Raw genomic sequence first — 11889 nt, 5'->3', positions numbered from 1 at the left:
CTGAAAAATCCCTATGGTTACCCCCGATTGGTCACCCCAGATCCGACGGCCGCTACGCCGACGCCAAGTCCCGCAAGAACTACGCGGGCACCGCGCCGATCACCCGCCAGTCCGGCAAGACCAAAACCGTCCACGCCCGCTTCATCCACAACGACCGGCTCGTCGATGCCGTGCACCTACAGGCCGGCGCGGCGATACTGCACGACGCCGGAGCACGCCTACTACGACGAGCTACACGCCCGCGAGATCAGCCACAACGCCGCGCTGCGCCAGCTCGGCAACCGTCTCGTCGGCATCCTGCACGGCTGTGCCTGAAAACCAAAACCCCTTACAACCAGGCATCGGCAACACCGCTACCAACACCTCGCCGCTTGGCATCTCAGCTCCAGAGATGTCTGACCAGCCCGGCCACACAGCCCCGACCTCACGACCGAAGTGGAAAAGCCGGCGAGACCAGCGGCTGCCCCCTGGCCCGAAACCAGCTGCCCGACCTGCACCGCAGCCGAATCCGACCCGCAACGACACACCAGACCAGTCGCTGGATTCGGGCTAACCCCTACCCCGGTCCTCGACCTCGGCGGGACGGGCCTTGATCCCCACCTCGGGCGTAACGAAACCCTTGCGGCGCCGGCGAGTTCGCGCGCGGCACCCGCAACGCCCGCCCGGTGCGCAGGCAGGGCAGTGTCGAAGCCCAGTTCCTCGACGCGATGCAGGTGGGCGCGGAAGCGTTCGGGTTGAACTCGCCGTCAGCATAGAACTGCGGGATGGAGATCGCGAAGCGCATGTCACAGGCAGCGCACTGTACGGTGTGACACATTCCCCCATTTCGTTAGTTAGCGATTGCAACTATATTAACTGGAGGCCCTACCCGATTACTGTCGATCAGGGAGATATCTTGACTTCCGCTCAATCCACCGATGGTTTGGACGTCGCCGACGTCCACACCATCGGCCGCCGACTCCGTGTGAACCGCGATCACCCGCACTACAAGTGGGTGGCGCTGTCAAACACCACGCTCGGCATGCTCATGGTCACCATCAACTCCTCGATTGTCATCATCTCGCTGCCGGCGATCTTCCGCGGTATCCACCTCAACCCGCTCTCGCCCGGCAACGTCAGCTACCTGCTGTGGCTGCTGATGGGCTTCCTGCTCACCTCTGCCGTGCTTGTGGTGATGTTCGGTCGGCTCGGCGACATGTTCGGCCGGGTGCGCATCTACAACGCCGGGTTCGTCGTGTTCACCGTCGCGGCGATCGCACTGTCGTTCGATCCGTTCGATCTCGGCGGCGGCGCGCTGTGGCTGATCGGCTGGCGCGTGCTCCAGGGCGTCGGCGGCGCCATGCTGATGGCCAACGCGGCGGCCATCCTCACCGATGCCTTCCCTGCCAGCCAGCGCGGCGTAGCGCTGGGCATCAATCAGGTTGCGGCCGTGGCCGGTTCGTTCCTGGGTCTGCTGGTCGGCGGCCTGCTCGCCGAATGGGACTGGAAGGCGGTGTTCTGGGTCAGCGTGCCGTTCGGTGTCCTCGGCACCCTCTGGTCCTACCGGTCGTTGCACGACAACGGCGCGCGTACGCCCGGCTCGCTGGACCTGCCCGGCACGCTCACCTTCGCACTGGGCCTGACCGCGCTGCTGACCGGCATCACCTACGGCATCCAGCCGCACGGCAGTTCCAAGACCGGCTGGACCAACCCGTGGGTGCTGGCCGCGGTGATCGGCGGCGTTGTGCTGCTGATGCTGTTCTGCGTCATCGAGGCCAACTCACGCCAGCCCATGTTCAACCTGGGGCTGTTGCGCAACCGCACGTTCGCGCTGGGCAACTTCGCCGGCCTGATGTCCTCGGTCGGCCGCGGCGGCATGCAGTTCATGCTGATCATCTGGTTGCAGGGCATCTGGCTGCCGCTGCACGGCTACGACTTCGAATCCACCCCGCTGTGGGCCGGTATCTACATGCTGCCGTTGACGATCGGATTCCTGGTGTCGGGACCGATCGCGGGCTGGCTGAGCGATCGCTACGGCGGGCGGATGTTCGCCGCGGGCGGCCTGCTGCTCGCGGCAGTGTCGTTCGTGCTCCTGGTGGTGATCCCGGTCGACTTCAACTACTGGCTGTTCGCGCTGATCATCCTGCTCAACGGCCTCGGCACGGGCATGTTCGCCTCGCCCAACACTGCCGAGGTCATGTCCGCGGTGCCGGCCTCGCAGCGCGGCGTGGCCTCGGGCATGCGGGCGACGCTGATGAACGGCGGCATGGCGCTGTCGATCGGCATCTTCTTCTCGCTGATGATCGTCGGTCTGTCCGGCACCCTGCCCGGCGCCATGGATTCCGGGTTGCGGGGGCAGGGCGTGTCCGCGCAGGTGGCGAGCCAGATCGCGGACATGCCGCCGGTGGGCAGCCTGTTCGCCACGTTCCTGGGCTACAACCCGTTCAAGGAGCTGCTGGGCCCCAGCGGCACCCTCGACCAGCCGGGCGTGCACGCCGATGTGCTCACCGGGCAGGAGTTTTTCCCACATCTGATCTCTGAACCGTTCCACTCCGGCCTGGTCGCGGTGTTCCTGGCCGCTGCGGCGATGATGCTGCTGGGCTCGATCGCCTCCTGGTTCGCCCGCAGCGACTACATCGAACACGAGGCGGAGGAACTGGCCGAAGCCGCCCGCGCGGGTCTCGTGATCGAAGCCGACACCGAAGCCGCGCTGCCCGCCATGAACCGACGGGCCGTGGCCACCGGCCGACACGCCATCGCCTCGACAGCCGTCCGTTCCGCACCCGCGCTATCGCCGCGCACGTCGACTCGCTCGATCAGCGGTCGCGTGCTGCGCGCGGACGGTCACCCGGTGGCGGGTGTCGCACTGACGCTGATCGACCAACGCGGACATCAGGTTTCGCGCGCCACCGGCGACCTCGAGGGCAGCTATGTCATCGATCCGCCGGCGCCGGGCAGCTATGTGCTGATCGTGTCGGCGGGCGGGCATCAACCGGCCGCGGTCAATGCCGGGGTCGACGGCCGACCGCAACGGCTGGATGTCACCCTGCACGGCTCGGGCGAACTGTCGGGCACGGTCCGCACGGTCGGACGTGGCCGGCCGGTGCCCGGCGCCACCGTCACCCTCACCGACCTGCGCGGCGAGGTCGTCGGGGCCGCGGTCTCCGCCGCCGACGGCGGTTACAGCTGCCCGGGAGTGGTCTCGGGCATCTACACGCTGGTCGCGGTCGCCACGCACATGCGGCCCAGCGCGATGATGCTGACCGTGCCCGACAGCGGGGTGCTGCACCACGATGTCGAGCTGACGCCGCTCGCCGTGCTGACCGGCTCGGTCTGGGCCGACGGCCGGACCGTGGTCGATGCCCAGGTCACCGTCCGCGACGAAGCCGGCGCGGTGCTCGGGACCGCCCGCACCGACGACGACGGCCGCTATACCGTGACCGATCTCGCCGAGGGCGACTACATCGTCGTGGCGCGCACTTATCCGCCGGTGTCGAGCCGGGTGATCGTCACCGGCGGTGCGGTCGAGCACGACGTGCAGCTCGGCTACGACCTCTCGTCCGGCAGCACTGGCGCCGCCGGGCGGGATACCTCGGTACATGCCGCGTCCGACACCGAATGACCCACGCGCAGTGCCGGGCGCACAGATCCGCTTCCGGCCTGCATACTTGCTGAAACGGACGGCGCGCTCCGCCCGGCACCAACGGTGTTGCCGGGTCTGCGGACGGAAAGCCCCCACCCGCCGAGGAGCGAACACGAGATGATTCAGCAGGAGCGCACCCAAGGCGCCGAACGGTTGACGGAAGCCTCCGAGGTCGTTATGGCCATCGGACGCGTCATCCGGCTGCTGCGCCGCACCGGTGGCATGGGGTCGCTGGGTCCCGGATCGGCCTCGGCGCTGGGCACGCTGGTCCGTACCGGACCGATGCGGCTGGGTGATCTCGCCGCCGCCGAACAGGTCACCGCGCCGACCATGTCGCGGATCGTGGCCGGGCTGGAGAAATTCGGCTATCTGCAGCGCACGCCCGACCCTGCGGACGGCCGCGCCCAGGTGCTCACCGTGACCGAACCGGCGCGCGCGCTGGTCAACGGGTTCACCTCCGCCCGTGTGCAGCACTTCGCGGACGTGCTGGACAAGCTCGACGCCGACGAGCGGGCCGCATTCGTCGGCGCCCTCACCAAACTGGTCGACCTGCTCGACGACTGATTTGCCCGCCGCCGGCGCACGAATTGTGCTTCAGCGCAGGGTATTCCACCTCGCGCCGCGCCGCCCGGGGCGCGCGCGGCGTTGTCGTCCCCGAGCCCGACGGTGCCGAGGACGGACACTTCGTCGGCGGTATCAGCGGTGGACAGTCCCAGCTTCCGTGGGCAGCTGGTGTCTGGCACCGTCTGCGGTGCGCACCCAGCAGTCCTCGCCGGTTAGCGCCCGGTCGAAGAGCTCGGAGTCCATTGTGCTCATCGCGGCGCCAGACTTCGATGGCGCAGCTCGGCAATGACCTGCGCGAAACGCCCGCCGCACTCGACTGCCACCCTCAGCGCATCGCCGAAAGTGTCGACGTCAGCGAATGTCGGCAGCGATTGCACCTGATTACCGCAGTCCTGCAAGGCTTTCCGGGTCAGCATGCCGGTCTTTGTGGTCGACATCGGGAGGTCGAGGAGGATTCGCGCGGCTTGCGGTGCGGGTAATCCGAGCGCCCACCATCCGCCGTCCTCCGCCGGGCCGAGCAGTGCGTGATCGCTTGCGGACAGGTCGCGGGCCGCTCGGTTGAGCACGTCGGGACCGATCTGCGGCGTGTCCATCCCGATCTGCAGCACAGGGAGGCCATGGTGAGCAGCGTCGGCGTGGGCGTTGACCAGCCGAGCCCCAAAGCTGGCGCCGCGCTGCGGCACGATCTCGAATTCTCTCAGGGCCCTGGTCAATTCACTACCGTTCTCGGCGGTGGCAAGATTTCCGGTGAACGCGACCATGCGGTGAGCCACCCGGGTCCGCAGCACCGAGTCGAGGGTGTCCAGCAGGGCCGCCGCCGCGACCCTGGCCGCCTCCGGCGGTGTCAGTGGCGGCGTCAATCGCGTCTTGGCGAAACCGGCAACCGGCGCCTTCGCCAGCACCAACAAGGTCACTGCCTGCGCCGCCGTCTCGCCGCAGGTCGTCATCGCAGTACCGCCCAGAAATCGCGGGTGGCGCGCAGCGATCCGCGCCACGAACCGGACACCTTGGAGACCCCACCGGCCCGTGGGCGGTACGTGATGTCGCGTTCGACAACCCGCCAACGCGCGTCTGCCGCGCCCATGAGCAACTCGAGTGGATAGCCGTAGCGGCTGTGCAGCGACCCGAGCGACAGCATCGCGGTCCGGCGGGCCACCCGCATCGCGGCGATATCGTGCACGGGCAGACCGTATTTGCGGCGCAACCGATAAGCGATCAGCCGATTGCCCAGGCGCGCATGCCACGGCCAGACGCCGGATTGCGCCGGTATACGACGACCGACCGCAAGGTCGGCGCCGTTCTGCACCAACTCGACCAACCCCGGCAATTCACCCGGATCCATCGAGCCGTCACCATCGAGCACCGCCACCAGTTCGGTGCGCGCCGCAGCGATCCCCGCTTGGACGGCGGCACCGTATCCAGCCCTGTCCTCGGACACCACCGTCGCCCCTCGCGCCCGCGCCACCGCCGCCGTCGCGTCCGTCGAGCCATTGTCGACAACCAGCGCGTGGTAGCCAGGCGGGATCGCTGCCAGCACGCCCGGCAACGCCTCAGCTTCGTCCCGGCACGGGATCACCACGGTCACCCCGTCCGGATTGCCCAGAGCTCCTGTCATGATCTCGACGCTAAGCCCCAGTGGTTGCCGAAAGACCGGAAAACCTGTGACGAAACGATGACGGCAACCGCGAGAGCAGCCAGATCGGCAATCACCGCCGAAGCGCAGACCTAGGGTGAGACTCGTGCAAGACGTCACCGAGGCCGCGATCAGGCCGCGATCAGGATTGCGCGGCGACATCATCGGCGCGGCCTTGGCAGGCGCGCTGGTCACCGCGGGGTTTTTGATTCCGCGAATCGCGAGCGAACCGTGGCGCCGCTCGTTGTACGCGGGCGCGGCGCCTATCTTCGGCAACTGGTTGCCACACATCGGCTGGGGCACAGTGCCAGCGGTCGGGGTTGCGGCAGTGGTGGTGATCTACGGCCCCACGGCGGCCGTGCGTCTACCCTGGCGAACGCTTCTGGCGGTGACGTGGCTAATGGCGCTCGCGTGGGCGTTCTCGCTCGCCATGGTCGACGGCTGGCAGCGCGGATTCGCGAGCAGGCTCACCGATTCCAACGAATACCTGCATGAGGTAGGCGGCGCCACAGAAATTGCGGCGACGCTGCGCGGGTTCTCCGACCGGATCCTGGATTTCCAACCGGACTCGTGGACCACGCACGTCTCCGGCCACCCGCCGGGTGCGCTGTTGTTCTTCGTGCTGCTGGATCGAGTAGGTCTCGGCGGTGGCGCGTGGGCAGGGGCCGCCTGCACACTCATCGGATGCAGTGCCGCGGTAGCGGTCGCGGTCACGCTGCGGGCACTCGGCGCCGAAGACCGGGCCCGGGTCGCGCTGCCGTTCCTTCTGTTGGCACCGGCCGCGCTGTGGCTCGCGGTCTCCGCCGATGCGATGTTCGCCGGCGTCACCGCGTGGGCAGTTGCTCTACTCGCTCTCGCCACTCGGCCAACGAGCCCGCCGATCGTTGCCGGTGCGGCCGGTGTGCTGTTCGCTGCCGGGCTCTACCTCAGCTACGGACTGGCGCTCATGGTGATCCCCGCGCTGGCCGTGCTCATCGCGGGCCGGACCGCACGGCCGGTGTTGCCCGCGCTCGGCGGCGCGCTCTTTGTGGTCGTCGCGTTCACCGCTTCGGGATTCTGGTGGCTCGACGGCTATCACCTGGTGGTGCAACGCTACTACCAAGGCATCGCCTCCGAGCGACCGTTCGCGTACTGGTGGTGGGCCAACCTCGCCGCGACAGTCTGCGCGATCGGCCTCGCGTCCGCGGCAGCGACTCATCGGGCGCTGTCCAGATCGAAGCTGCGGGGGCTCGACCCGGCCGCGCTGCTCGTGACCGCGGGCGTGTGCGCGGTCCTGCTTGCGGATGCCAGTGGATTGAGCAAGGCCGAGACCGAACGCATCTGGCTGCCGTTCGACATGTGGCTGCTGGCCGCGACCGCGTTCCTGCCCCGATCCACCGCCCGCGCCTGGCTCGCCGTGCAAGCGCTGGGCACACTACTGATAGCCCACACGATCCTGACGAATTGGTGACCGCCTATGTGCATTCTGATCGCAGACGACGATCCGGTGATCCGGGACGTGGTGCGGCGCTACCTCGAACGGGACGGGCACACAGTGATCGAAACCGGCGACGGCCCCACCACACTGTCCGCACTGGCCGGCAACAGCGTGCCGGACGGCGAGGTCGAGCTGGCGGTACTCGATGTGATGATGCCCGCCCCGGACGGCATCGACATCTGCCGCGAGGTGCGTTCCGGACCACGGCCGCACACGCCGATCATCCTGCTCACCGCGCTCGGTGACGAGGACGACCGAGTGCTCGGCTTAGAAGCCGGGGCCGACGACTACGTGACCAAGCCGTTCAGCCCGCGCGAGCTCGCGTTGCGGGTCTCCTCGGTGCTGCGCAGGTCACGGCAGGTACCTGAGACCGAACGAACCGTCTTGCGCGACGGCGCTATCGAGGTGCACCCAACCTTCCGGCTGGTGCTCGTGGACGGTGGGCCCGTGGAGCTGACCCCACGCGAATTCGACCTACTGGTCTTCCTGCTGCGGCACCCACAGCAAGTGTTCACCCGCGAGGATCTGCTTGCCCAAGTGTGGGGCTGGGACTTCGGCGATCTGTCCACGGTCACGGTGCACATTAAGCGGCTACGCGCCAAACTACGCGACCGGCACCGGATCGAGACAGTGTGGGGATGCGGGTATGCCTGGGCACGCAACAGCGCCGAACAGGGGGGTTCCGATGCCTGAGGACACCACCCAGCTCATCCTCTACACGCTGGCCTGTTCGGTACCGGTAGTCGTGATCGGCGCAATACTTCTGCGCATCACCAGCAATCGCTCGCTGACAACCAGCATGGCGGTGCTTGTGCTGATCCCGACGCTGTCGACACTCGCGGGCATCATCGGGGTCAGCGGGCTGATGTTCACCCACGAACTCCAGCGCACCGCCATCGTCCTTGCCGTCGTTGCCGCAGTCACCGTGCCCACAGCCTTCCTACTCGGCCGCGAGCAAGCGCGAAAGACCGTCTGGGAAAAGCAGATCCGCGAACAGGAACGGGCCGCCGAACGCTCCCGCCGGGAATTGGTCGCCTGGGTCAGCCATGACCTGCGCACGCCGCTGGCCGGTATCCGCGCCATGGCCGAGGCACTGTCGGACGGTGTCGTCACCGGCACACCCGATGTAATGCGCTACGCCGAACAAATCGGAACCGAAACCGATCGGCTCTCGCGCATGGTCGACGACCTATTCGAGATGTCGAAAATCAACTCCGGTGCCCTGCGACTCGAACTGGAGCCGGTGGATCTGCGCGAGCTCATCGACGAGGTGCTCGCCGCCAACCGCCCCACCGCCGAACGCGCCCAAGTGGCACTGCACGCCGAACAACCCGACTCCCGGATCGTGGTCGCCGCCAGCGACCACGCGCTCAGCCGAGTACTGACCAACCTCGTCTCCAACGCCATCGCGCACACACCGCCGGGCGGTCAGGTCGCGATCTCCGCAGGCGCCGCCGACGACCATGCCTGGGCTCGCGTGGAAGACACCGGCCCTGGCATAGCGGAAGAAGACCTGCCCCGCATCTTCGAGGTCGCCTACCGAGGCACCGCCGCACGCTCCCCCGTCGCCGCCGACGGTATCCCCACTGGCAGTGGCATGGGACTGGCCATCGCCGCCGGCCTGGTCGAAGCTCATCACGGCGACATCACCGCCGAAAACCGCGACCAAGGCTGCCGATTCGAAGTCCGGCTCCCACTGACCGACAACTGAAATCACCGCCGCTACACCGTCGGCGCACCGACTCCCGCAGTCGGCCGCAGCGGCGCGAACGCGAACCGTGTGAGACCCTCGACCGGGTCGATCCGAGCAGCGAATCCCAGCTCGCGCCTTGCCCGTTCAGGGTCGGCAACGATATGACGCACGTCGCCCGCCCGACAGCGACCGGTCACCACAGGCTCCGGCCCACCACGCGCGGCGGCCAGCACCGCAGCAACCTCTCCGATCGTGATCGGACGCCCGGAGGAGATATTGAGCGGAACGAAGCCGTGCAGCGGTCGTTCCACAGCCGCGATATTCGCCGCCGCGATATCGGTGACATGCACGAAATCCCTGGCCTGCTTGCCGTCCTCATACACCTGCGGCGCCTGTCCGCCCTCCAGCGCCGAACGGAACATCGCCGCCACACCCGAATACGGGGTATTCCTCGGCATCCCATCGCCATAGACGTTGTGATAGCGCAGTGCGGTGACACACGCCCCGGTCCCGGACGCCCATGCCGCCGCATAGTTTTCCTGCGCCAGTTTGCTCGCGGCATACAAGCTACGTGGTCGCAGCGGCGCATCCTCACCGACCGAGTCCCAGCCGAGCAACTTGCGGGTCTCTGGGCAGCGGTGTTCGAAGATCCCGGCGTCGAGGTCCTCTCGGCGGCGTGACCCGACCTCGACCCTGCCGCAACGCTCACTGCGGTAACTGCCTTCCCCGTACACCACCATCGAGGACGCCAGAACCAGCCTTCGGCACCCGGCCCGATCCATCGCGGCAAGCAGCACCGCCGTGCCGAAATCGTTGTGACTGGCGTAAGCAGGGGCGTCCTGAACGCTCACCCCGGCACCGACGACCGCCGCCTGATGACAGACGACATCGATGCCGCACAGCAATACTTCCAACGCGTCGCGATCGCGGATGTCGACATGCCCCACACCATCGGGCGTCACCGCCCCGAGCCCGTGCGCGGCCGCAAGCATCGCATCCACCGCGACCACATCATGGCCGGCAGCGACCAAACCGCTGTGGATATGGGACCCGATGAAACCGGCCGCGCCGGTCAACAACACACGCACCGCGCTCAAGCCCTGTCCAACGGCTGGTCGCAAACCCACACATCAGCCGACGGGACAACAGCGATCACGAGATTCCGTACCAGAGCTGAAGTCATGATCCGATCCTGCCTGCTCACCACCGTGTCGCCGCGTGGCGCGCCCATCGCGTCAGACTTTTGTCACGACCTCGCGGCGCCACCCGACACCTGTAGTCACGACGCCCTGACAGCACCCGGCACCCGGCGCCGGGCGCTGTGACGCGACCGACAGCAACGATGCGTGCTCGCCGACGCCCAAGCTCTCACCCAATACGCCACCGGCACAACCGAAATCACGGAGGGGCAGTCGGGAAGAGTTCGTTTGGGTAGATGGACACCAGATCCGTCTTCCTGCCCTGGGACACGGTGCAGGGCTGCGACTACACCGGTGGTGCAGTCGACAACTACTTGTCATCGACATGTTTCGACGCACATACAGCAGGCGTCCTCTGGCTCGAACATCCCGACCTGCAGCGCGTGCTGCGCAAACCGCTCCATGGCACCCACCGGGCGGCGCACCGCGGTGCACATCCTCGACCAACCGGTGTCTGCCATCGATCACGCCGCCGGGTCCTTCACCTACGAGAGGGTCCGCGTCCGCTGAGAACGGTTCACCCCAGCATCTGCTGGCGATCACGCAATCCGGGTCGCCGGAGCGCACGGCGATATGGCGCATTAGGGAGTGTCTAACCAGTCGAACATCGAGTTCCTGAATATGCTGAAGCGGCCGTGGGACGTGGCGGCGTCCGCGCGGCGCACGGGGAAGCGACCCGCCCGGCTACGCGTCAGCGGCGCCGGGCGGGTCAACTCCGTTCCAGAGTGCTTGCGCTGTCAGCTTCCTTCCACCGCGGCCATCGCCGCTACGGTAAACGGCGCGTTCCTGCTACGCATGCGAACTTCCGGTGGCCTGGTTCAGCATCTCGCCAGGCTGACGATCACACTGCGACGGCCGCCATTGACAATCGCGCCAGTTCGCTGGTTGGTTGCCGGGAGGCCGGGTACGCGCCGCACATGGAGATATTGGTGATCATCGTCCTCGTGCTACTCGTCGGCGCGGTGGTCGTCTATCGAAGGATGTCCGGCGAACCGACGGAACCACAAATACCGACAGGCAACCCACCCAAGCCGTCTGACCGTGACGATGGTTAGGAGAACGATGGCTTCGATGGACCCCAATCTGGCCAAGACACCCGACCTCGAACCGGGTGGCGGAGTGCCGCCGGGTGCGACTCCCCCGAAACACCGCAGACCTCCGGTTTGTCGGCGCCCGAGCCCACCACTCGGCATCACTTCCCGGCACCGGGATCGCCGCGACCGTCCTGCTGGTCCTGGTCTTCGTGGTGGTAGCGATCGCCATCATCGTGTCGATCGTGTGATCGGATTCTCGTGCGGATCAGGTGCACGGCGAGATGGTGTGTCCGCGCGGCCACAGGTGAAAGTGAAATTCTCGACCGACAAGAAAGCGCGGCGGATCAATGCTGACCTGGGAAGCGAAGCCGACCAGGCATCCTGCGAACTGCCCCTTCGAATAGGTCGTGACCACGTACATCGGGTAGTCGAGCAGCTCGATGAACGGTTGCAGATCAATCGACATACGACCTCCTCCCGCACCAACCGCGCGGCAGACAGCCCTACCGACGACGCTACTTGTTTGCTGCCCGTTCGCATGGGTAGCCGCACGCCATGGACGCTTCCTACACCTTCGAACCGGTGAGGGATATCGATTCGGTCGACCGCATGGTGGCTGGCGGCACCCGGATCGGGTGCGTGATCTCACCGGTCCGGGTCCGAGACC

10 protein-coding genes and 1 pseudogene are annotated in these 11889 nt (G+C 67.1%); 7 read left to right on the top strand and 4 right to left on the bottom strand.

Annotated features, from left to right (window positions below; translation table 11 throughout):
- Positions 1-165: 165 nt before the first annotated feature.
- The 3 genes from ACV7NQ_RS37810 to ACV7NQ_RS37800 all read left to right on the top strand — a co-directional run bounded on the left by ACV7NQ_RS37810 (position 166) and on the right by ACV7NQ_RS37800 (position 4186).
- On the top strand, positions 166-315 hold the full coding sequence (locus tag ACV7NQ_RS37810) for a hypothetical protein (RefSeq protein ID WP_463363924.1): 150 nt from the start codon (positions 166-168) through the stop codon (positions 313-315).
- Between the two features lie 706 nt (positions 316-1021).
- Positions 1022-3601 (top strand): MFS transporter, encoded by a 2580-nt coding sequence (locus ACV7NQ_RS37805; protein ID WP_463365976.1) that lies wholly within the window; start codon positions 1022-1024, stop codon positions 3599-3601.
- A gap of 138 nt (positions 3602-3739) precedes the next feature.
- Complete coding sequence (locus tag ACV7NQ_RS37800; protein ID WP_463363923.1) at positions 3740-4186, top strand: MarR family winged helix-turn-helix transcriptional regulator; 447 nt, start codon at positions 3740-3742, stop codon at positions 4184-4186.
- Between the two features lie 248 nt (positions 4187-4434).
- Here ACV7NQ_RS37800 and ACV7NQ_RS37795 read toward each other — a convergent pair whose 3' ends face one another.
- Together ACV7NQ_RS37795 and ACV7NQ_RS37790 are read right to left on the bottom strand one after the other, a co-directional pair.
- On the bottom strand, positions 4435-5133 hold the full coding sequence (locus tag ACV7NQ_RS37795) for a TIGR04282 family arsenosugar biosynthesis glycosyltransferase (protein WP_463363922.1): 699 nt from the start codon (positions 5131-5133) through the stop codon (positions 4435-4437).
- Positions 5130-5801: a glycosyltransferase family 2 protein gene (locus tag ACV7NQ_RS37790; protein ID WP_463363921.1), complete on the bottom strand. Its 672-nt coding sequence runs from the start codon at positions 5799-5801 to the stop codon at positions 5130-5132. Before ACV7NQ_RS37790 ends, ACV7NQ_RS37795 begins: the two co-directional genes overlap by 4 nt.
- Positions 5802-5925: 124 nt before the next feature.
- On the opposite strand from ACV7NQ_RS37790, the gene ACV7NQ_RS37785 reads away from it, so the two are divergent.
- The 3 genes from ACV7NQ_RS37785 to ACV7NQ_RS37775 are packed head-to-tail and all read left to right on the top strand — an operon-like array spanning position 5926 to position 9007.
- The gene (locus ACV7NQ_RS37785) at positions 5926-7269 is read left to right on the top strand and encodes a hypothetical protein (RefSeq protein WP_463363920.1); all 1344 of its coding nucleotides are present in this window, start codon (positions 5926-5928) and stop codon (positions 7267-7269) included.
- A gap of 6 nt (positions 7270-7275) precedes the next feature.
- Positions 7276-7989: a response regulator transcription factor gene (locus ACV7NQ_RS37780; protein ID WP_463363919.1), complete on the top strand. Its 714-nt coding sequence runs from the start codon at positions 7276-7278 to the stop codon at positions 7987-7989.
- Positions 7982-9007: a sensor histidine kinase gene (locus ACV7NQ_RS37775; RefSeq protein WP_463363918.1), complete on the top strand. Its 1026-nt coding sequence runs from the start codon at positions 7982-7984 to the stop codon at positions 9005-9007. The genes ACV7NQ_RS37780 and ACV7NQ_RS37775 overlap by 8 nt, the downstream gene beginning before the upstream one ends.
- A gap of 11 nt (positions 9008-9018) precedes the next feature.
- On the opposite strand, the gene ACV7NQ_RS37770 is transcribed toward ACV7NQ_RS37775, so the two are convergent.
- Complete coding sequence (locus ACV7NQ_RS37770) at positions 9019-10086, bottom strand: NAD-dependent epimerase/dehydratase family protein (RefSeq protein WP_463363917.1); 1068 nt, start codon at positions 10084-10086, stop codon at positions 9019-9021.
- Between the two features lie 1173 nt (positions 10087-11259).
- On the opposite strand from ACV7NQ_RS37770, the pseudogene ACV7NQ_RS37765 reads away from it, so the two are divergent.
- Positions 11260-11470 (top strand): annotated as a pseudogene (locus tag ACV7NQ_RS37765) (DUF6480 family protein).
- 17 nt (positions 11471-11487) lie between these two features.
- Here ACV7NQ_RS37765 and ACV7NQ_RS37760 read toward each other — a convergent pair.
- On the bottom strand, positions 11488-11688 hold the full coding sequence (locus tag ACV7NQ_RS37760) for a hypothetical protein (RefSeq protein ID WP_463363916.1): 201 nt from the start codon (positions 11686-11688) through the stop codon (positions 11488-11490).
- Between the last annotated feature and the right edge of the window lie 201 nt (positions 11689-11889).

This window comes from Nocardia sp. Tas62D01, assembly GCF_055232035.1.
Note: the sequence above shows the minus strand (reverse complement) of the source record. Positions and strands in the feature narration are given on the sequence as shown.

What these genes read in the sequence shown, in the direction of transcription:
- ACV7NQ_RS37800 (WP_463363923.1), top strand. Translation starts at nt 3,740, where the DNA reads ATGATTCAGCAGGAGCGCACCCAAGGCGCCGAACGGTTGACGGAAGCC.
- ACV7NQ_RS37780 (WP_463363919.1), top strand. Translation starts at nt 7,276, where the DNA reads ATGTGCATTCTGATCGCAGACGACGATCCGGTGATCCGGGACGTGGTG.
- ACV7NQ_RS37760 (WP_463363916.1), bottom strand. Translation starts at nt 11,688, where the DNA reads ATGTCGATTGATCTGCAACCGTTCATCGAGCTGCTCGACTACCCGATG.
- ACV7NQ_RS37810 (WP_463363924.1), top strand. Translation starts at nt 166, where the DNA reads ATGCCGTGCACCTACAGGCCGGCGCGGCGATACTGCACGACGCCGGAG.
- ACV7NQ_RS37805 (WP_463365976.1), top strand. Translation starts at nt 1,022, where the DNA reads ATGCTCATGGTCACCATCAACTCCTCGATTGTCATCATCTCGCTGCCG.
- ACV7NQ_RS37790 (WP_463363921.1), bottom strand. Translation starts at nt 5,801, where the DNA reads ATGACAGGAGCTCTGGGCAATCCGGACGGGGTGACCGTGGTGATCCCG.
- ACV7NQ_RS37775 (WP_463363918.1), top strand. Translation starts at nt 7,982, where the DNA reads ATGCCTGAGGACACCACCCAGCTCATCCTCTACACGCTGGCCTGTTCG.
- ACV7NQ_RS37795 (WP_463363922.1), bottom strand. Translation starts at nt 5,133, where the DNA reads ATGACGACCTGCGGCGAGACGGCGGCGCAGGCAGTGACCTTGTTGGTG.